The sequence below is a fragment of the Streptomyces sp. NPDC050315 genome (assembly GCF_040655775.1).
Lineage (GTDB): Bacteria > Actinomycetota > Actinomycetes > Streptomycetales > Streptomycetaceae > Streptomyces.
In genome coordinates this window covers 41,215-59,574 of sequence record NZ_JBFAKN010000014.1, presented here as the reverse complement: position 1 = coordinate 59,574, position 18,360 = coordinate 41,215, and the positions used below count along the sequence as shown (strand labels likewise).

Here is an 18,360-nt window from a genome sequence, read left to right as displayed (position 1 = left end):
GGATCCGGGGGAGGACGCATGGACGCCACCGACGGCATATCGACGCCGTCCCGCAAGATCGGCATAGCGGTCGCGGTGGCGGCCTTACTGGTGACGGTGTACTCCCTGATCTCCCTGCTCACCGCCGGTCCCCAGGTGTACGGGCCGCAGGACACGGTCATATCCGTCGCTCCCGGCGAGCGCTTCTCGATAGAGCTGGAGGACAACCCGAGCACCGGCTACCGCTGGGCCGTCTCGCCCCCGCCGCCCGACCCACAGGTGCTCAAGCCGGCCGGCAGCCACTACGAGGCCGACGAGCCGGTGGTCGCGGGCTCCGGCGGCACCCGCTACCTGGAGTTCCAGGCCGTCCGGGCCGGACGTACCGAGCTGGCGCTGCGGCACTGCTTCCAGTGCGGCACCGAGCGCGCCGACAGCGACGGCGGCGAGCGGCTGGCCTTCCGCATCACCGTGACCGACTGACGCGCCTCCGCACCGGCGGAACCACCCGGGACACGGGCGGCCCGCAAGCCCGCTGGTTAGCATGAGTGAGCGGCCGGCCGCCGACCACGGTCCGCCGGACACGACGCCTCACGGGGAGCTGAACCGCCAATATGTCTGGACCGAGCCCGCTGCGTTCGCGGCTGGAGCTGCTGGGCCGCGAGATCGTGAAGTTCGGCGCGGTGGGCGGGGCCGGTGTGCTGGTCAACCTCGTGGTCTTCAACCTCGTACGGCACACCACCGAGCTGCCCGTCGTGCGGGCCGGGATCGTCGCGACGATCGTCGCGATCCTCTTCAACTACATCGGCTTCCGCTACTTCACCTACCGGGACCGGGACAAGAGCGGCCGCACCAAGGAACTGGCGCTCTTCCTCTTCTTCAGCGCGGTCGGCCTGGTGATCGAGAACGGCATCCTCTACGCCGCGACGTACTGGTGCGGCTGGAACACCCCGCTGCAGAACAACGTCTTCAAGTTCCTCGGCATCGGCATCGCCACGCTCTTCCGCTTCTGGTCCTACCGCTCCTGGGTCTTCCGGGCGCTGCCCGAGAAGGAGCCGGCGAAGGCCCCCGAGACGGCCGGCCGCCGGTAACGCTCAGCGCGGGCCGGGCTCCGTACCGGGCTGCGGGTCGGCCTCCGGGGCGGGCTCGCTCTCGCCGCCGTCCGGCCGGTAGCGCTCGGACTCCCGGCTGAGGAAGAGCGCGAAGACCGGCGGCTCCTGCTGGAGCAGCTCCAGCCGGCCACCGTCGGCCTCCGCCAGGTCCCGGGCCACCGCGAGCCCCAGCCCCGTGGAGTTCCGGCCGCTCACCGTCCGCTCGAAGACCCGGGAGCCCAGGTCGGGCGGTACGCCGGGGCCCGCGTCGGTGACCTCCACGACGGCCTGGTTGCCGGTGACCCGCGTACGCAGCGCCACCGTGCCGTCACCGTGCATCAGCGAGTTCTCGATGAGGGTCGCGAGGACCTGGGACACCGCGCCCGGCGTACCCACGGCCCGCAGGTGCTTCTTGCCCGAGCGGACGATGGCCCGGCCCGCGCTGCGGTACGCCGGGCGCCACTCCTCGATCTGCTGCTTGACGACCTCGTCCAGGTCGAAGGCGACGGCGGAGCCGGAGCGCGGGTCGCGGGAGTTCGTCAGCAGCCGCTGGACGACGTCGCTGAGCCGGTCCACCTGCCCCAGCGCGATCGTCGCCTCCTCCTTCACCGTCTCCGGGTCGTCGGTGAGCGTGATCTCCTCCAGCCGCATGGACAGCGCGGTCAGCGGCGTACGGAGCTGGTGGGAGGCGTCGGCGGCGAGCCGTCGCTCGGCGGTCAGCATCCGCGCGATCCGCTCGGCGGAGGCGTCCAGCACGTCCGCGACCCGGTCCAGCTCGTGCACGCCGTACCGGCGGTGCCGGGGCCGGGGGTCGCCGGAGCCGAGGCGTTCGGCGGTCTCGGCGAGGTCGGTGAGCGGCGCTGTCAGCCGGCGGGCCTGCCGGATCGCGAGGATCACGGCGGCGACGATGGCCAGCGCCGCGACCGCCAGGATGATCAGCAGCGTACGGCCGATCTCGGCGCTGACGGCGGAGCGGGGCTCCTGCACGGTGACGGTCTCGCCCTGCTCGCCGTGGACGGTGGAGGCGATGACATCGCCGGAGGGGCGGCTGCCGATCTGTACGGGGGCATGGCCCGGCACCTCGATCAGCGCGTACCGGTCGGTGGTGATCTGTTCCGACAGCACCTCGGCGGTGATCTTCTCGCCGCCGCTCAGCCGGCTCTCGACCATGCCCACCAGGCGCACGGCCTCGGCGCCCACGCTCTCCTGGGCCCCCGCCTGGATGGTGCGGGTCTCCACGATGACGAGCGAGACGCCGAAGACGGCGATCACGACGAGCACCACGGCGAGGGTGGAGTTGATCAGTCGGCGGCGCACGGTGCCCTCCGGGCGGGGGTGGTCGTTCTCGGCGGAGCGTCAGCTCTTCTCGAAGCGGAAGCCCACGCCGCGCACGGTGGCGATGTACCGCGGATTGGCCGCGTCGTCGCCCAGCTTCTTCCGCAGCCAGGAGATGTGCATGTCGAGCGTCTTCGTCGAGGACCACCACGTGGTGTCCCAGACCTCGCGCATCAGCTGATCGCGGGTCACCACCCGGCCGGCGTCCCGCACCAGCACCCGCAGCAGGTCGAACTCCTTCGCCGTCAGCTGGAGTTCCTCCTCGCCCATCCACGCGCGGTGCGACTCCACGTCGATCCGGACACCGTGGGTGGCCGGGGGCTGCTGGGGCTCGGCGGTGGTACCGCGGCGGAGCAGGGCCCGGACCCGGGCGAGCAGCTCCGCCAGCCGGAAGGGCTTGGTGACGTAGTCGTCGGCGCCGGCGTCCAGGCCGACCACGGTGTCCACCTCGTCGGCGCGGGCCGTGAGGACCAGGATCGGGAAGGAGTGGCCTTCGTTGCGCAGCCGGCGGGCGACCTCCAGGCCGTCCATGCCGGGCAGGCCCAGGTCGAGTACGAGCAGGTCGATGTTGCCCTGCAGACCGGCGTCGAGCGCCGTGGGGCCGTCCTCACGCACCTCGACTTCGTAACCCTCACGGCGGAGTGCGCGGGCCAGCGGCTCCGAGATGGACGCGTCGTCCTCGGCGAGCAGTACACGGGTCATGGCCCGATGGTAGTCCGACAGGTCACGGCCACGATGCCCCTCCGGGGGTCCCGGGCAGCGGCGGTGGGTGCGCCGCCCGGTTCCCCGCGCCGGGTGTGACCGTTGTCTCAGTGAGCCCAACCTGCGCTACGCGCGTCGTACAGTGGCATGAACGTCCGTTGTACACCCCGGGACCATGGCGCTCATATGGCGTCGGGTCCCTGTTGTGTGCGGGGCCGGCACGACCGGGCCCGCGGGCAAATGACCTCCTAGACCGGGTCCATCGCACATACACGGGGGCGTGGATTCCGGTGTACGGCCGTCCTGTCGATTCCTCTCTCCATAGTGGTGTCGCACCCTCCTACCGGGCGTGGGCGGGCGGACGGCACTGCGCCGGTGCCGGTCAGCCGACCCGGGCGCGCGGCCCCACCCGTGCGTCCCGATCACCCAAGGATCGACCATGGCGTCCAGCCTGACGAAGGATTCCCCGGGGCAGGGAACCCCTGCCGGCGGCAAGACCTTCCTCGGCCACCCCCGCGGACTGGCCACCCTGTTCATGACCGAGATGTGGGAGCGCTTCAGCTTCTACGGCATGCGGGCCCTGCTGACGATCTACCTGCTGTCCGGCGGCCCGGACGGCAAGGGCATCGCCGAGGGCGGTCTGGGATTCAATGCCGCCACGACGACGGCCATCTACTCCATCTACATGGCGATGGTCTACCTCCTGGCGATGCCCGGCGGCTGGCTCGCCGACCGCGTCTGGGGTCCCCGCAAGACCGTCGCCATCGCGGCCGCGGTCATCATGCTCGGCCACCTCTCGCTGGCCGGCCCGGGCCAGGGCTTCTTCTTCGCCGGTCTGGCGCTGGTGGCGCTCGGCTCCGGTCTGCTGAAGGCCAACATCTCCACGATGGTCGGCCACCTCTACGACGGGCCGAACGACCCGCGCCGGGACGGCGGCTTCACCATCTTCTACATGGGCATCAACCTCGGTGCCTTCCTCGCGCCGCTGATCATCGGCACCGTCGGTGAGAAGCACAGCTGGCACCTGGGCTTCGGCCTCGCCGCCATCGGCATGGGCATCGGTCTGGTCCAGTTCCTCTGGGGCACCAAGCACCTGAGCCCGGAGAGCAACAAGGTCCCCACCCCGCTCTCCGTCGAGGAGCGCAACTCCTGGCTGCGCAAGGGCCTGACCTGGCTCATCATCGCGGTGGTCTTCTACAGCGTGGTGACCATCACCGGTCACTTCACGCTGAACTGGGCGATGATCCCGCTCACCGTGCTGGGCATCGTCATCCCGGCCGCCGTGCTCTTCCGCATCAAGCGGGACAAGGAGCTCTCGAGCGACGACCAGAGCAAGGTCTCGGCGTACATCTGGTTCTTCGTCGCCGCCGCGGCCTTCTGGATGATCTACGACCAGGGCGGCTCCACCGTCCAGGCGTTCGGCTCCACAAAGACCTCCGGCGAGCTGCTGGGCATCTCCTTCCCGTCCACCTGGTTCCAGTCGCTGAACCCGATCTTCGTCATGGCGCTGGCCCCGGTCTTCGCCTGGCTGTGGCTGTGGCTGAACCGGAAGGGCAAGGAGCCCAGCACGATCCTGAAGTTCGCCGCCGGTCTGTTCCTCATCGGCGTCTCGTTCTTCTTCTTCCTGATGCCGCTGGCCATGGCGGCCGGGGGTGCGAAGGTCAGCCCGATGTGGGTGCTGGGCATCTACCTGATCCAGACCATCGGTGAGCTGTGCCTCTCCCCCGTCGGCCTGTCGCTGACCACGAAGATGGCGCCGCTGAAGTACGCCAGCCAGATGATGGGCATCTGGTTCCTCGCCAACACCGCGGGCGACTCGGTCACGGGTCTGCTCTCCATCGGCGGCGTCGACATGAGCGGCTCGCGCGCGGTACTGATCGAGGCGATCCTCGCGGCCCTCGCGGGCTTCGCGATCTACATGTACCGCAAGAAGGTCCGCGCCCGCATGGGCGAGATCCACTGACGGACCCGCTGTACTGAACCGCTGCTACGAGCGGACGTAGGGCCCCGGCGCCACGGCGTCGGGGCCCTACGCGTACGCGGCCGTTCGAGTGGGGTGCCCGGGCGATCGGGGAGGGCGGCGGCGGGCCGCGGTAACGATCCCGGTGTGCGGCGAGGAACGGTATGGACGGGTCTGTGCGGGATCGTGGCCGCCGTGTGTCTGGCGGTTCCGCAGGGGGGCCGGGCGGATGCGGCGCCGGATGCCGTGTTCAAGGGGACGTACTCCTACGGGACCCAGAAGCGGCAGACCGTCGGGGCCTACCGCACCGCCGGCACGGACGTCCGGCCGGTGGTGATGATCCTGCACGGCGGGTACTGGGCGCGGGACTCCGACTGGAGCGGGTGGGCCCGGAAGCTGGCGGCGCGCGGGTTCGTCGTCTTCGACGTGGACTACCGGCTCAACACCGACGCGCGCTGGCACGCGCAGCGCACCGACGCGCTCGCCGCGCTGCGCTGGATCCGCACCCAGGCCGTCCGCTTCCGGGCCGATCCCCGGCGCATTGTGCTGCTCGGCTCGTCGGCGGGCGGGCAGATCGCGGCGAACACCGCGGAGTACACCGCAGGCACGGCCGAGCGGCCGGCCGGGGTGATCGCGCTGTCGCCGGTGGCCGATCCGCATCTGGCCTGGCGGGACGGCGGGCGCTCCGGCGCCTCGGCGGCCCAGCGTCGGCTGCGGCGCGAGGCACAGAAGCTGGCGGGGTGCGCCCCGGCGAAGTGCCGCGCCGTTTGGGACGACATGGCCGCGCGGACCTGGGCACCCGGTGGTACGGAGCGGCCCGGCAGGCCCGGTATGCCGATGCTGCTGATGCACTTCGCGCACGACTTCGTCCCCGTGGCGCACTCCCGGGGCCTGGCGAAGGCCGAGCCGCGGGCCACGGTCTCGGTCCTACCGGGCACGGGCCACGGCATGAAGGCCCTCACCCGGCCCGGGGTCGAGCACCGCGTAGTGGCCTGGCTCATGGCGCGGGTGGGGCGTCCGGCGGACCGCGCGTAGGACGTACGGGACGGAGAGCCGTACGCCCGGCGCGGATCACCGGACGCCCCGGCCGGTCAGCGCCGCAGGTAGCGACGCGGCATGAAGGTGAAGACGGCGCCGCCGAGCAGGATCACCGTGCCGGCGATCAGGCCGAGCGCCTGCAGGCCGCCGTGGTCCTCGGCGCCCGTGTCGGCGAGCCCGCCGGAGCCGCCCGCCGCGCCCGCGGCACCGCCACTGTCCCCGGTACCGCCGCTGCCGCCGGTCGCTGCGCCGCCCGAGTCGCCGCCCGAGGACGTGCCGCCGCTCGCGCCGCCCGGCTGCGCGCTGGTGTCCAGCTCCAGGGAGACGCCCGGGTCCTTCTCGGGCGTGCAGGTCGTGGTGGTTCCCATCGCCTTGACCGTCAGGACGCCGGGCGTGAGCGTCGCCTTACCGCTCGCGCCGGGCTTGTACGTGCCCTTCAGGTCGGGGATCTCGATGGGTTCGCCGGACTTGATCGGCTCCTTGTTCGTCGGGCCCTCGACGTGCACCGTCCCCTTGTCGACGCCGCCCAGCTTCACCTCCATCGACGGCTTGACCGAGTCCTTGGGGATGTCGGCCGGGCTGTCCATCACGGACTTGCGGAATTTGACGACGATGTCGAAGTCGCCGCCCTTCTTGGTGCCGTTGATCTGCACCGGCGAGGTGGCCTTCTTGTCCCCGATCGGCGTCTTGCAGGCGTAGGGGACCTGGACTTCCTTGCCCTTGTAGGCGGTGCCGTCGGGGTCACCGTTGCCACCGCCGGAGCCGCCGCCCGTACTGCCGCTCGTACTGCCGCCGTCGGAGCCACCGGAGGACGTGCCACCGGAGGACGTGCCGCCGGACGAGGACGAGCCGCCCGACGACGACCCGCCCGATGAGGACGTGCCGCCCGAGTCCGACCCGCTGCCGTCCGTCACCTTGATCGTGAGCGCGGGCTTCACCTCGCCCTTGGGTGCGCACTTGGTGTCCGTCGAGACGGGCTTGTTGACGTTGATCGTGTACGCGCCCGGGGTCAGCGTGACCTCGCCCGGCTTCTCCAGCTTGAGCTTGCCCGTCATGTCGGGCAGCTGCATCGGGCTGTTCTTCGGGATGGGTGGATTCTGCCGCGGGCCCTCCATCGGGACCTCGCCGGTCTGGGCGCCGCCCGCCTTGAGCACGCCGGTCGGCTTGACCGTGTCCTTGCCCAGGTCCAGTACGTCCGGGTTCTTCGACGCGGCGCCGACCGTCGTCCACACCACCTCGACCGTGTCCCCCACCTTCGCCGTGGCGGGCGCGGTGATCTCGACCTTGGTGGTGCCCTGCACCGGATCCAGGCCGGAGATCGGCGGCGGGATGCACTCCGTCAGGTACGACACGGCGGCCGTCGGGCCGGGGACCGGGGCCGCCGCGGCGGTGCCGGACACCGCCACCAGGCCCGCGCCCGCGAGCATCAGCGCGCTCCCGGCCGCGGCCGCCCTCCTCCGTTGCCTCATCCGTTGCCTCATCACAGGGAACCCTTCGACGTCGGTCGCTCGGTGAGTGTGGTGACGGACGGTGCGGTGTCCGGGGTGAACCAGGGCAGGCCGGCCGGCGCTTCGTCCTCCGTCCCGCCCGGGGCGGGACGGTCGCGCGGCCGTACCTTGTCGACGATCGCCATGCCGATGCGGAAGACCGCGGCCGGCACCACGACGCAGAGCAGGATCCAGAAGAGCGTCACGCCCCACGGCCGGCCGACCTGCCAGGGCTGCTCGGCCAGGACCTTGCCGCCGTACTTCACGGCGACCGTGTAGTCGCCGTGCGCGCCGGCCGCCAGCTCGACGGGCAGCGTCACCCGGGCCTTCTTCCCGGCGTCGATCGTGCCCCGCCACTGCTGGTCCTCCCACTGCGGGGCGAGGACGCCGTGCCGGGTGCCGACCTTGAACACCGGGTTCTTCGCGGGCTCGGCGCCGAGGTTGCCGACCGTGAGGACCAGCTCCCGCTGCGGCGGCGCGCCGAACCAGGTCAGCAGGGACGAACTGCCGCGCAGCCGGGCGGGCGCCAGTACGGAAAGGCGCCCGCCGCCGGTCCGCTCGGGGAGCGGGGCCACGGGGTGCCCGGCGACGGTGAACGGGGCGTCCGCCGCCGCGGCCCGGCCGGTCACGGTGGCGACGTGCACCACGCACGGGCACGGCTTCGGCGGCTCGGCGACCGGCAGCTCGATGCGGAAGCGGCCGTCCTTGCCGGTGGTGACGGCGCGGCCGTCCGCGTTGGCGCAGGCGTTGGTGCCGCCGATCATGTTCTGCCCGCAGATCAGCAGCGTGAGCAGCGCCTTGGGGCGCCATCCCGTACCGGTGACCGTGATCGAGCCGCCCTTGCCCGCCTGCCGCTGGGAGAGCTCGGCGGTGGGCCGGTCGTCGGCGGCGCGTGCCGTACCGGCCAGGGGCGAGGCGACGAGTACGGCCGCGGCGGCGAAGGCGGTCAGCGCCGCGACCACGGCGGCCGCCCAGGGTGTCGCGCATGCGCGTACTCCGCGTACCTGGCTGTCCCGCCTCACGCCCGCCCTCCCGTCGCCAACTCCTGATCCACGTACGGAACTTCGTCCACCCGGTCCGCCTGCGCGGCCTCGTCCCCGCCACCCGGGTGCCTGCGGCGCAGGAACCACCAGGCCCCCGCCGCGACCGGGCCCGCGAGGACCAGGCCCACTGCGGTCCACGGCACGAAGGAGTGGGAGACGTGCGCGCGGCCGCGCGCCTCGCCCGCCCCCGTGGCCGTGACGGTCACGTCCACGGAGTCCAGCGCGGGCGGGTCCGGCCAGGTCTCGGTACGGGTGATCCGCCGCCCCGGCGGCAGGTCGCCGGGTACGGCGTGCGCGGGGCGGCGCAGCTCCCCGCCGAGCAGCCCGTCGGCGCGCACCGCGACCCGCGGATCCAGCGTCGTATTGCCGCGGTTGACCAGGTCGTACCGGATGACGGCCGCGCCGCCGCGGGCCGCGACGGACACGTTCTCGACGGTGAGGGCGGCCAGCGTGGGGCCGCTCACCCGCAGATGGAGGCGTACGGCGCGCTCGGCCCCGCGCTGCTCGCGCACCCGGAGCGCGGCCGGGTGGTCGCCCGGTGCCGTACCCGCCGGCACGGTGACCGTGAACGGCACCTCCGCGCGGGTACGGGCCGGCACCCGCACGGTCCTGGCCGCGGTGACGATCCAGGCCCCGGCGCCGGACCCGGGGCTCCCGGAGACCGTGAACGTCCGCGCGCGGCCCGTGGGGTTGGTGAGCGCCAGCCGGTCGGTGAGGACGCTGCCGGGGTCGCCCTCCAGGTAGAAGTACGGGCGCGGGTGCGCTCCCGCGGGCGCCGCGCGCCAGCCGTCCGCCGCCGCTGCGGACGGTGGTGCGCACGGCAGCGTCGCGGCGGTCAGCGCGGCCGCGCCCGCGGCCACGGCACGGATACGCCAGGCCACCGGCGCTCAGGCCCGCCGCTGCCGACGGCGCGTCAGCCAGAGCGTGCCCGCGACCCCGGCGAGCAGCACCGTGCCGCCGAGCGTGCCCAGCGCGATCGCGTCGTCGGCGGGCCCGGTCTGCGGCAGTTCGCCGCCTGGAGCGGGCGCGCCGCCGCCGGTGCCCTTCACGTCGAGGCTGAGCGACGGCTCGGGATCGTTGCTGGGCGTGCAGGTCGTCGTCGTGCCCAGCGCCTTGATGGTGAGCGTGGACGCCGTGAAGGTGACCTTGCCGCTCTTCTTCGGTGTGTACGTACCGCTCAGATCGCTGATCTTGATCGGGGTGTTGGCGGGGATCGCCTTGTCGTTGGGCGGGCCGCTCACCGGTACGTCACCGGTCTCCGCGCCGCCGAGCTTGATCAGCGCGCTCGGCTTCATCGCGCCCTTGCCCAGCTCGACGGGGCTGGAGGAGACGCCCTTCTGGAAGGACATCACGAGCTTGTAGCCGTCGCCGGACTCGGTGGACTTGATGTCGATGGGCGAGACGGCGCCCTTGTTCCCGATCGGGGTCTTGCACTGGTAGTCGACGTCGACGACTTCGGCGTGCGCGGCGGGGGCCGCGAAGAGCACCGATGCCGCCGCCGTGAGCAGCACGGCCGCCGCCGGTCCTGCCGGGCCCGTGCGGCGCCGGCTGCGCTGGGGTTTGAAGCGGGCCACCTCGATCTCCCCTTCTCCGGTGAGCGCACCGCCGGAAGTTACTGACGGCACATCAGATTGGGCGTCAAGGTACGCCGGGGGCCTCGGAGAAGGAAGAGAGAGCACACAAGGAAAGCCGCCCCGCGGGGCGGCTCGAACGGTACGGGGAGGCGGTTGCCGGGTTCTGGGGCTGCACCGCCCACTCCCTACGACGGAGCGGCCAGCTCCGCCCACACGGTCTTGCCCGCGCCGTCGGGGTTACGGACGACCCCCCAGTCCAGGCAGAGCCGCTGCACGATGAACATGCCGTGGCCGCCGGGACGGCCGGCGCGGTGCGGGGTGCGCGGGGCCGGCGAGCCGGTGCCCAGGTCGGTGACCTCCAGGCGCAGCACCTTGGCATTGCAGCGCAGCCGCAGCTCCTCCGGGCCCTCGGCATGCAGGCAGGCATTGGTGACCAGCTCGGAGACGACGAGCAGGACGTCCTCGGCGGCGGCACGCTGATCGGCGCCCGCGGCCGGCAGCCAGCCCCAGTCGTGCAGCGCCTGCCGGGCGAAGTCACGGCCACGGGCGACCGCGCCACGCGCGCCTGCGAGACGCAGCCTGCGGACCTGACCGGCCGGAACGGGGGCCGGGGAGACGGCGGCGGCGCCGGCGTTCCCCGAGTCCGGGCCCAGATCGCCCGGCGGGTACGGCCGGGTGGTGCTCATCAGCGCTTCACCTCACCGATTCGCCTTTTCACGGATGACGGATACCTGACGGGTTCAAAAAGATTCAGATGTCTCCTGCCCGGCCGGACCGTGAGAACACCCACTTCTTGGGGACGGAAGTTGTGAGGGAGCCAACGTGATCGGAAACGGTCCTTCCGGAAACCGTCCGCCACTGCCGCCCCCCGTCCATCCGGCTCAGCCGACGACAAGCGCCGCGTCAACCGTGTCGTGCACGGTGAAGACCGCGTCCGCGCCGGTGATCTCGAAGACCCGGGCCACCACCGGCTGCATCGCCGCCAGGTGCACCCCGCCGCCTTCGGCCTCCACCCTCAGGCGGGCCCCCAGCAGGACGTTCAACCCCGTGGAATCCATGAACTCCAGTTGCGAACAGTCCACGACCAGTCGCACATAGCCATCATCCGCACAACTGTCGAGTGACTCGCGCAACAACTCCGCGGTGTGGTGATCCAACTCACCCGCCGCGGTGACGACCGCACTGGCGCCGTGATGGCGGACCCCGACGTGGAGCCGTCCCCGGCTTGCACTGCCGACCGTCCCACGGTCCATGCGCGCGCACCCCTCTTGCTGTCTCGGCGTCTGGTTTTGCTTACGACTGCGCACGTCGAAGCCTACGCCCTTGACCCCCGGGCTGGTACCCGAACATCACGCGTACTAACACAAATACGGACAACACGCACTTGCCATCTTCAGGTGAACCCGGGTAGGCGTATAAGGAACACATTCGACTCGGCCGGCTTTGGAGGCGCCGCAGACCGCAGCTTCACGTACAGGCATCGGCAGCCATATGCCGAGAACCATGGAGGACACCCATGTCACCCCGGCTCGACGAAGTGCGCACCGACCAGACCACGGACCACGCGTCGTCGACATCCCTGTCCGAAGAGATCCCTGCCCAGCACCTGCCGATCGATGCAACCGGATTCCCCGGGATGCCCGAGATCGACGGCCTGCCCGAGATTCCGCCGTACGACGAGGTCGGACCGGTGGACGCGCGGGCGCTCTCCAAGACGCTCTTCGGGCGCCTGGAGACGCTGGAAGAGGGCACGCACGAGTACGCATACGTCCGCAACACCCTGGTAGAGCTCAACCTCGCCCTGGTGAAGTTCGCGGCCTCCCGGTTCCGCTCGCGCAGCGAGCCGATGGAGGACATCGTCCAGGTCGGCACCATAGGGCTGATCAAGGCGATCGACCGCTTCGAACTGGACCGCGGCGTAGAGTTCCCCACCTTCGCCATGCCGACCATCGTCGGCGAGATCAAGCGTTTCTTCCGTGACACCAGCTGGTCGGTACGGGTCCCGCGGCGCCTTCAGGAGCTGCGCCTGGACCTGGCCAAGGCCGGCGACGAACTGGCGCAGAAGCTCGACCGCGCACCCACCGTGAGCGAGCTGGCCGCACGCCTGTCCATCAGCAAGGACGAGGTCGTCGAGGGGATGGCCGCGAGCAACGCGTACACCGCGAGCTCGCTGGACGCCCAGCCGGAGGAGGACGACACCGAAGGTGCGCTGGCGGACCGCATCGGTTACGAGGACCACGGGCTCGAGGGCATCGAGTACGTCGAGTCCCTGAAGCCGCTGATCGCGGAGCTCCCGCCGCGCGACCGCAAGATCCTCTCGCTCCGCTTCGTCGCGAACATGACGCAGTCGGAGATCGGCGAGGAGCTGGGCATCTCCCAGATGCACGTCTCCCGCCTGCTGTCCCGCACCTTGGTCCGGCTCCGCAAGGGCCTGATGATCGAGGAGTGAGTCGCCGCGGTCACGGCGTCCCGCACGGCTGACCGCGCGGAGGAGGGCCGGCCCCGAGTAATTCGGGGCGGGCCCCCTTTCGCTTTTGCTGGACGTTCTGAGGGCCGTTCTGCGGGGCGTACGGCGGCCCCGTGGGGGATTTCCGCCTGCCGCCGCTCCGGGCCGCTCAGACGGCGCGTACGCCCGCTCGCCAGACCTCCGTGACGAGGGGCACGCCCGGGCGGTACGCGAGGTGAACGTGGGACGGGGCGTCCAGGAGGGCCAGGTCGGCGCGGGAGCCCGGGGTGAGGCGGCCCACGTCGGTCCGGCGCAGGGCCTGCGCGCCGCCCGCCGTCGCGGACCAGATCGCCTCGTCAGGGGTCATCTTCATGTCGCGGACGGCGAGCGCGATGCAGAAGGGCATCGAGGACGTGAAGGACGAGCCGGGGTTGCAGTCCGTGGAGAGGGCGACCGTGGCGCCCGCGTCCAGGAGGCGGCGGGCGTCGGGCCACTCGGCGCGGGTGGAGAACTCCGCGCCCGGCAGCAGCGTCGCCACGGTGTTGCCCTGCGCCAGCGCGTCCACGTCGGCGTCCGTCAGGTGCGTGCAGTGGTCGGCGGACGCCGCGTCCAGCTCGACGCCCAGCTGCACGCCGGGCCCGTAGGAGAGCTGGTTGGCGTGGATGCGGGGCAGCAGGCCGCGCTCCTTGCCCGCGGTGAGGATCGCCCGGGCCTGGTCGCCGTCGAAGGCGCCCTTCTCGCAGAAGACGTCGATCCAGCGGGCGTGCGGGGCGCAGGCGTCCAGCATCGGGCCGGTGACCAGGTCCACGTATCCGGCCGGGTCCTCGGCGTAGTCCGGGGAGACGATGTGCGCGCCGAGGTAGGTGACCTCGTCGGTGTGCGCGGCGGCGATGCGCAGCGCGCGGGCCTCGTCCTCGACGGTGAGGCCGTAGCCGGACTTGGTCTCGAAGGTCGTGGTGCCCTGGCGCAGCGCCTCCGCCATGTACTGCGCGACGTTGGCGGAGAGCTCCTCGTCGGTGGCGGCGCGGGTCGCGGCGACCGTCGTACGGATGCCGCCGGCCGAGTAAGCGCGCCCGGACATCCGGGCGTTGAACTCCTTCGTGCGGTCGCCGCCGAAGACCAGGTGGGAGTGGGAGTCGACGAAGCCGGGGATGGCGGCGCGGCCGCCCGCGTCGACGGCGGTGTCGGCGGCGGGCGCGCCGGCGGCCGGGCCCGCCCACGCGACACGGTCGCCCTCGATGACGAGCGCGGCGTCCTCGATCAGGCCGATCGGGCCGGTGCCGAGCGCCGGGTCGTTGGTGACCAGGCTGCCGATGTTGGTGATGAGGGTGGTCGTGGCCATGGTGGCGGGGTTTTCCTCTCCGGGTGGGAACTGCGGTACACGGGGTCCGGGCGGGAACGCGGGTACGCCGGGCCCCGCGTGAGGGCGGCGGGACCCGGCGTGGTCAGGGTGCTGCGGGCGGCAGCGTCACTCCCGGAGTGCGTCGATCGCCGAGGCCAGCGAGCCTGCGACATCGGGCACGAGGGCGTGCGCGCCGTCCCGGACGACCTGGCGGCCGCCGACGACGGTGTGCCGCACATCGGCGTTGCTGGCCGCGAAGACGGCCGTCTCAGCACCGAGTCGGGGCAGCGGCCCCGCCGTACGGACGCTGTCCAGGGCGATCGTGGTGAAGTCGGCGAGCGCGCCGGTGCGCAGCGCGCCCGCGTCGTCCCAGCCGAGCGCCCGGTGGCCGTCGGCGGACGCGGCGCGCAGCAGCGCGGCGGCGGTCCAGTGGCCCCTCGTACGGGTGCGCAGCCGCTCGTTCAGCTCCATCCCGCGCGCCTCTTCGAACAGGTCGATGACGGCGTGGCTGTCGCTGCCGAGGGAGAGCGGGGAGCCCGCCTCCTGGACGGTGGTGGCCGGGCCGATGCCGTCGGCGAGGTCCCGCTCGGTGGTGGGGCACATGCACACGCCCGTGCCCGAGCCGCCGAGCAGTCGGATGTCCTCGTCGGTGAGGTGGGTGGCGTGCACGGCCGTCGTGCGCGGCCCGAGCACGCCGTGGTCGGCGAGCAGCCGGGTCGGCGTGCAGCCGTGCGCGGCCCGACAGGCGTCGTTCTCGGCGGTCTGCTCGGAGAGATGGACGTGCAGCGGGGCCTCGCGGTCCTGTGCCCACTGCGCGACCGTACGGAGCTGATCGGCCGGTACGGCCCGTACGGAGTGCACGGCGGCGCCGATACGGGCGTGCGCGCGGCCCTCCTTGAGCTGCCCGGCGCGCTCGGCCCAGCCCTGCGCGTCGCCGTCGCTGAAGCGCAGCTGCTGCCGGTTGGGCGGCTCGCCGAAGCCCGCGGACAGGTACGCGGTGTCCAGCAGCGTGATGCGGATGCCCGCCTCGCCGGCCGCGGCGATCAGCGCCTCGCCCATCGCGTTCGGGTCCTCGTAACGGCCGCCGCCGGGCGCGTGGTGCAGGTAGTGGAACTCCCCGACGCAGGTGATCCCGGCGAGCGCCATCTCCGCGTACACGGCGCGGGCCAGCTCGTGATAGCTGTCCGGCGTGAGCCGCGCGGCGGTCGCGTACATGACCTCGCGCCAGGTCCAGAACGTGCCGCTACCCACCTGCACCGTGCCGCGCAGCGCGCGGTGGAAGGCGTGCGAGTGCGCGTTGGCGAGGCCCGGGAGCGTCAGCCCGCGCAGGATTTCGGCCCCGGGCGGCGGGGCCTCGACTCCGGTGCGGACGGCGGTGATCCGCCCGTCCCCAGTCTCGACGACCACCCCGGGCTCGACATGCGTGTCGAGCCAGGCGTGCTCCAGCCAGTACGTCGTCGGCGTCAGTTGCACGCCAAACCCTCCAGTACGTCGGCGAGTGCGCGGACCCCCGCGACGCAGTCGTCCTCCGCCGCGTGCTCGGCGGGCGAGTGCGAGACGCCGGTGGGGTTGCGTACGAACAGCATGGCGGTCGGGACAGTGGCGGACAAAATACCCGCGTCATGCCCGGCGCCGGTGGGCAGCACGGGGACATCGCCGAGCATCTTGGCGAGCCGGTCCCGCAGGTCATGGGCGAACTCGACGACCGGCGTGAACGACTCCCGGGTGACCGTCACATCCACCCCGTCGGTCCGGCCCCGTTCGGCCGCGGCCCGCTCGATCCCGCCGACCACCGCGTCCAGCGTCGCCTGGTCGGCGGCGCGCGAGTCCAGCCAGCCGCGGACCAGGGACGGGATGGCGTTGACGCCGTTGGGCTCGACGCCGACCTTCCCGAAGGTGGCCAGCGCGCCGTGCCGCGCGGCGTACTCGCGCGCGGCGAGCACGGTCTGCGCGTACGTGAGCATCGGGTCCCGGCGGTCTTCGAGGCGCGTCGTACCGGCGTGGTTGGCCTCGCCCCGGAAGTCGAACCGCCAGCGGCCGTGCGGCCAGATCGCGGACGCGACACCCACCGCGTCACCGGACAGGTCCAGCGCGCGACCCTGCTCCACGTGCAGCTCGACGAACGCGCCGATACGGGCAAGCCGCTCGTCGTCGGCGCCGATCGCCTCCGGGTCGTACCCGGCCCGCTCCATGGCCTGCGGGAGCGTGACGCCATCGGCGTCCGTCAACTGATGCGCCTTCTCGACGCTCAGCTGACCCGCCGCGAGCCGCGACCCGACGCAGGCCAGCCCGAAGCGGGCACCCTCCTCGTCACCGAAGTTGGTGATCGCCAGCGGCCGGGAGAACTCCACTCCCCTCCCGCGGAGTTCGTCCAGCGCGGCGAAGGAGGACACCACGCCCAGCGGCCCGTCGAAGGCGCCGCCGTCCGGTACGGAGTCCAGGTGCGACCCGGTGACGACGGCGTCCCCGGCGGCCGGGTCGCCGAGCCAGGCCCACTGGTTGCCGTTCCGGTCCACCTCGTACGTCAGCCCGCGGGCCTCCGCCTGCCCCCGGAACCAGGCCCGGCAGTCGGCGTCCGCGCCGGTCCAGGCGTAGCGCCGGTAGCCCCGGCTGTCGGCGTCCTGCCCGATGGGGAGCAGGTCCCGCCACATCTCGTGGAACGAAGTACTCACTGGTCGCCGCCTTCGCGCATCGGGACGCGGACGCCGCGCTCGGCCGCGACGGAATCGGCGATGTCGTATCCGGCGTCGACGTGCCGGATGACACCCATGCCCGGGTCGTTGGTCAGCACGCGACGGACCTTCTCGCCCGCCAGCTTCGTACCGTCGGCGACGGAGACCTGGCCCGCGTGGATGGAGCGGCCCATGCCGACCCCGCCACCGTGGTGGAGGGAGACCCAGGACGCGCCGGAGGCGACGTTGACCATGGCGTTGAGCAGCGGCCAGTCGGCGATGGCGTCCGAGCCGTCGAGCATGGCCTCGGTCTCCCGGTACGGGGACGCCACCGAGCCGCAGTCCAGGTGGTCGCGGCCGATGGCCAGCGGGGCCTGGAGCTCGCCGGACGCCACCATGTCGTTGAAGCGCTCACCGGCCTTGTCCCGCTCGCCGTAACCCAGCCAGCAGATACGGGCCGGCAGCCCCTGGAAGTGCACCCGCTCGCCCGCCATCTTGATCCAGCGGTGCAGCGACTCGTTCTCGGGGAAGAGGTCCAGGATCGCCTTGTCGGTCTTGTGAATGTCCGAGGCTTCGCCGGACAGAGCCGCCCAGCGGAAGGGGCCCTTGCCCTCACAGAACAGGGGACGGATGTAGGCGGGCACGAAGCCGGGGAAGGCGAACGCCCGCTCAAAGCCCGCCAGCTGGGCCTCGCCGCGGATGGAGTTGCCGTAGTCGAAGACCTCCGCACCGGCGTCCATGAAGCCGACCATCGCCTCGACGTGCTTGGCCATCGACTCGCGGGAGCGGGTGGTGAACCCGGCCGGGTCCTTGGCGGCGTAAGAAGCCATCTCGTCGAAGTCGACCCCCACCGGCAGGTACGACAGCGGGTCATGCGCGCTCGTCTGGTCGGTGACGATGTCGATCGGCGCGCCCTCGGCCAGCATCTGCGGCAGCAGCTCCGCCGCATTGCCCAGCAGCCCGATGGAGAGCGGGCGACGGGCGTCGCGGGCCTCGGTGGCCAGCTGCAGCGCATGTGCCAGGTTGTCCGCGCGGACATCCAGGTACCGGTGCTCGATGCGCCGCTCGATCGCCCGCGGGTCACAGTCGATACAGATCGCCACACCGTCATTCATCGTCACGGCCAGCGGCTGCGCACCGCCCATGCCGCCCAGCCCCGCCGTCAACGTGATCGTCCCGGCCAGCGTGCCGTTGAACTTCTTCGCCGCCACCGCCGCGAAGGTCTCGTACGTGCCCTGCAGGATCCCCTGCGTACCGATGTAGATCCACGAACCGGCCGTCATCTGCCCGTACATGGTCAGCCCCAGCTGCTCCAGGCGCCGGAACTCCTCCCAGTTCGCCCAGTCCCCCACCAGATTGGAGTTGGCGATCAGGACGCGCGGGGCCCACTCGTGGGTCTGCATGACGCCCACCGGACGGCCGGACTGCACCAGCATCGTCTCGTCCTGCTTCAGCGTCCGCAGCGTGCGCTGCATCGCATCGAACGAGCGCCAGTCACGCGCGGCCTTGCCGGTACCGCCGTAGACGACCAGCTTGTCCGGGTGCTCGGCCACCTCCGGGTCCAGATTGTTCTGGAGCATCCGCAGGGCGGCCTCCTGCTGCCAGCCCCGGGCGCTCAGTTCCGTACCACGCGATGCTCGCACGGGTCGCGGTCCTGACATGCGCTGCCTCCTGCCTCGGCGGTGCCCAGCACC

Annotated in this window: 17 protein-coding genes; 5 read left to right on the top strand and 12 right to left on the bottom strand. The window is 72.0% G+C overall.

From position 1 onward, the window contains the following. Positions 1–18 precede the first annotated feature (18 nt). On the top strand, positions 19–459 hold the full coding sequence (locus tag AB0I82_RS34915) for a protease inhibitor I42 family protein (RefSeq protein WP_363261508.1): 441 nt from the start codon (positions 19–21) through the stop codon (positions 457–459). A 131-nt stretch (positions 460–590) separates the two neighbouring features. Then, positions 591–1,067, top strand: a complete 477-nt coding sequence (locus AB0I82_RS34910; protein ID WP_363261507.1) for a GtrA family protein — start codon at positions 591–593, stop codon at positions 1,065–1,067. A gap of 3 nt (positions 1,068–1,070) precedes the next feature. Here the strand turns inward: AB0I82_RS34910 and AB0I82_RS34905 are convergent, their stop codons facing one another. Together AB0I82_RS34905 and AB0I82_RS34900 are read right to left on the bottom strand one after the other, a co-directional pair. Then, positions 1,071–2,384 (bottom strand): ATP-binding protein, encoded by a 1,314-nt coding sequence (locus AB0I82_RS34905; protein WP_363261506.1) that lies wholly within the window; start codon positions 2,382–2,384, stop codon positions 1,071–1,073. Between the two features lie 39 nt (positions 2,385–2,423). Continuing rightward, entirely contained in the window at positions 2,424–3,104 is a 681-nt protein-coding gene (locus AB0I82_RS34900) for a response regulator transcription factor (protein ID WP_030265943.1), read from the bottom strand. A 439-nt stretch (positions 3,105–3,543) separates the two neighbouring features. Here AB0I82_RS34900 and AB0I82_RS34895 point away from each other — a divergent pair, with 439 nt between their 5' ends. After that, the gene (locus tag AB0I82_RS34895; RefSeq protein ID WP_363261505.1) at positions 3,544–5,067 is read left to right on the top strand and encodes an oligopeptide:H+ symporter; all 1,524 of its coding nucleotides are present in this window, start codon (positions 3,544–3,546) and stop codon (positions 5,065–5,067) included. 144 nt (positions 5,068–5,211) lie between these two features. Then, on the top strand, positions 5,212–6,099 hold the full coding sequence (locus tag AB0I82_RS34890; RefSeq protein ID WP_363261504.1) for an alpha/beta hydrolase: 888 nt from the start codon (positions 5,212–5,214) through the stop codon (positions 6,097–6,099). A gap of 56 nt (positions 6,100–6,155) precedes the next feature. Here AB0I82_RS34890 and AB0I82_RS34885 read toward each other — a convergent pair whose 3' ends face one another. The 6 genes from AB0I82_RS34885 to AB0I82_RS34860 all read right to left on the bottom strand — a co-directional run bounded on the left by AB0I82_RS34885 (position 6,156) and on the right by AB0I82_RS34860 (position 11,459). Next, positions 6,156–7,571: a hypothetical protein gene (locus tag AB0I82_RS34885; protein ID WP_363261503.1), complete on the bottom strand. Its 1,416-nt coding sequence runs from the start codon at positions 7,569–7,571 to the stop codon at positions 6,156–6,158. Between the two features lie 11 nt (positions 7,572–7,582). Then, complete coding sequence (locus AB0I82_RS34880; protein ID WP_363261532.1) at positions 7,583–8,497, bottom strand: hypothetical protein; 915 nt, start codon at positions 8,495–8,497, stop codon at positions 7,583–7,585. A 110-nt stretch (positions 8,498–8,607) separates the two neighbouring features. Then, the gene (locus tag AB0I82_RS34875; protein ID WP_363261502.1) at positions 8,608–9,513 is read right to left on the bottom strand and encodes a hypothetical protein; all 906 of its coding nucleotides are present in this window, start codon (positions 9,511–9,513) and stop codon (positions 8,608–8,610) included. Positions 9,514–9,519: 6 nt separating this feature from the next. After that, on the bottom strand, positions 9,520–10,206 hold the full coding sequence (locus tag AB0I82_RS34870) for an LPXTG cell wall anchor domain-containing protein (protein ID WP_363261501.1): 687 nt from the start codon (positions 10,204–10,206) through the stop codon (positions 9,520–9,522). 185 nt (positions 10,207–10,391) lie between these two features. After that, positions 10,392–10,892 (bottom strand): ATP-binding protein, encoded by a 501-nt coding sequence (locus AB0I82_RS34865; RefSeq protein ID WP_363261500.1) that lies wholly within the window; start codon positions 10,890–10,892, stop codon positions 10,392–10,394. A 195-nt stretch (positions 10,893–11,087) separates the two neighbouring features. Further along, positions 11,088–11,459, bottom strand: a complete 372-nt coding sequence (locus AB0I82_RS34860) for an STAS domain-containing protein (RefSeq protein ID WP_363261499.1) — start codon at positions 11,457–11,459, stop codon at positions 11,088–11,090. A gap of 263 nt (positions 11,460–11,722) precedes the next feature. On the opposite strand from AB0I82_RS34860, the gene AB0I82_RS34855 reads away from it, so the two are divergent. Further along, a complete protein-coding gene (locus AB0I82_RS34855) occupies positions 11,723–12,655 on the top strand; it encodes an RNA polymerase sigma factor SigF (RefSeq protein ID WP_363261498.1) in 933 nt (310 codons plus the stop codon). 166 nt (positions 12,656–12,821) lie between these two features. On the opposite strand, the gene hutI is transcribed toward AB0I82_RS34855, so the two are convergent. From hutI to hutU, 4 genes are all read right to left on the bottom strand, one after another. Then, complete coding sequence (hutI, locus tag AB0I82_RS34850) at positions 12,822–13,994, bottom strand: imidazolonepropionase (protein WP_363261497.1); 1,173 nt, start codon at positions 13,992–13,994, stop codon at positions 12,822–12,824. A 126-nt stretch (positions 13,995–14,120) separates the two neighbouring features. Further along, positions 14,121–15,467, bottom strand: coding sequence for a formimidoylglutamate deiminase (locus AB0I82_RS34845; protein WP_363261496.1), 1,347 nt, complete (start codon positions 15,465–15,467; stop codon positions 14,121–14,123). Continuing rightward, positions 15,458–16,645, bottom strand: a complete 1,188-nt coding sequence (locus AB0I82_RS34840; protein ID WP_363261531.1) for an allantoate amidohydrolase — start codon at positions 16,643–16,645, stop codon at positions 15,458–15,460. Before AB0I82_RS34840 ends, AB0I82_RS34845 begins: the two co-directional genes overlap by 10 nt. A 17-nt stretch (positions 16,646–16,662) precedes the next feature. Then, a complete protein-coding gene (gene hutU, locus AB0I82_RS34835; protein ID WP_363261494.1) occupies positions 16,663–18,327 on the bottom strand; it encodes a urocanate hydratase in 1,665 nt (554 codons plus the stop codon). Positions 18,328–18,360 lie beyond the last annotated feature (33 nt).

Bases quoted from the DNA above. Each gene is read 5' to 3' on its own strand.
- AB0I82_RS34915 (WP_363261508.1), top strand. From the start codon at position 19: ATGGACGCCACCGACGGCATATCGACGCCGTCCCGCAAGATCGGCATA.
- AB0I82_RS34860 (WP_363261499.1), bottom strand. From the start codon at position 11,459: ATGGACCGTGGGACGGTCGGCAGTGCAAGCCGGGGACGGCTCCACGTC.
- AB0I82_RS34910 (WP_363261507.1), top strand. From the start codon at position 591: ATGTCTGGACCGAGCCCGCTGCGTTCGCGGCTGGAGCTGCTGGGCCGC.
- hutU (WP_363261494.1), bottom strand. From the start codon at position 18,327: ATGTCAGGACCGCGACCCGTGCGAGCATCGCGTGGTACGGAACTGAGC.
- AB0I82_RS34900 (WP_030265943.1), bottom strand. From the start codon at position 3,104: ATGACCCGTGTACTGCTCGCCGAGGACGACGCGTCCATCTCGGAGCCG.
- AB0I82_RS34840 (WP_363261531.1), bottom strand. From the start codon at position 16,645: ATGTGGCGGGACCTGCTCCCCATCGGGCAGGACGCCGACAGCCGGGGC.
- AB0I82_RS34895 (WP_363261505.1), top strand. From the start codon at position 3,544: ATGGCGTCCAGCCTGACGAAGGATTCCCCGGGGCAGGGAACCCCTGCC.
- AB0I82_RS34885 (WP_363261503.1), bottom strand. From the start codon at position 7,571: ATGAGGCAACGGAGGAGGGCGGCCGCGGCCGGGAGCGCGCTGATGCTC.
- AB0I82_RS34865 (WP_363261500.1), bottom strand. From the start codon at position 10,892: ATGAGCACCACCCGGCCGTACCCGCCGGGCGATCTGGGCCCGGACTCG.
- hutI (WP_363261497.1), bottom strand. From the start codon at position 13,994: ATGGCCACGACCACCCTCATCACCAACATCGGCAGCCTGGTCACCAAC.
- AB0I82_RS34855 (WP_363261498.1), top strand. From the start codon at position 11,723: ATGTCACCCCGGCTCGACGAAGTGCGCACCGACCAGACCACGGACCAC.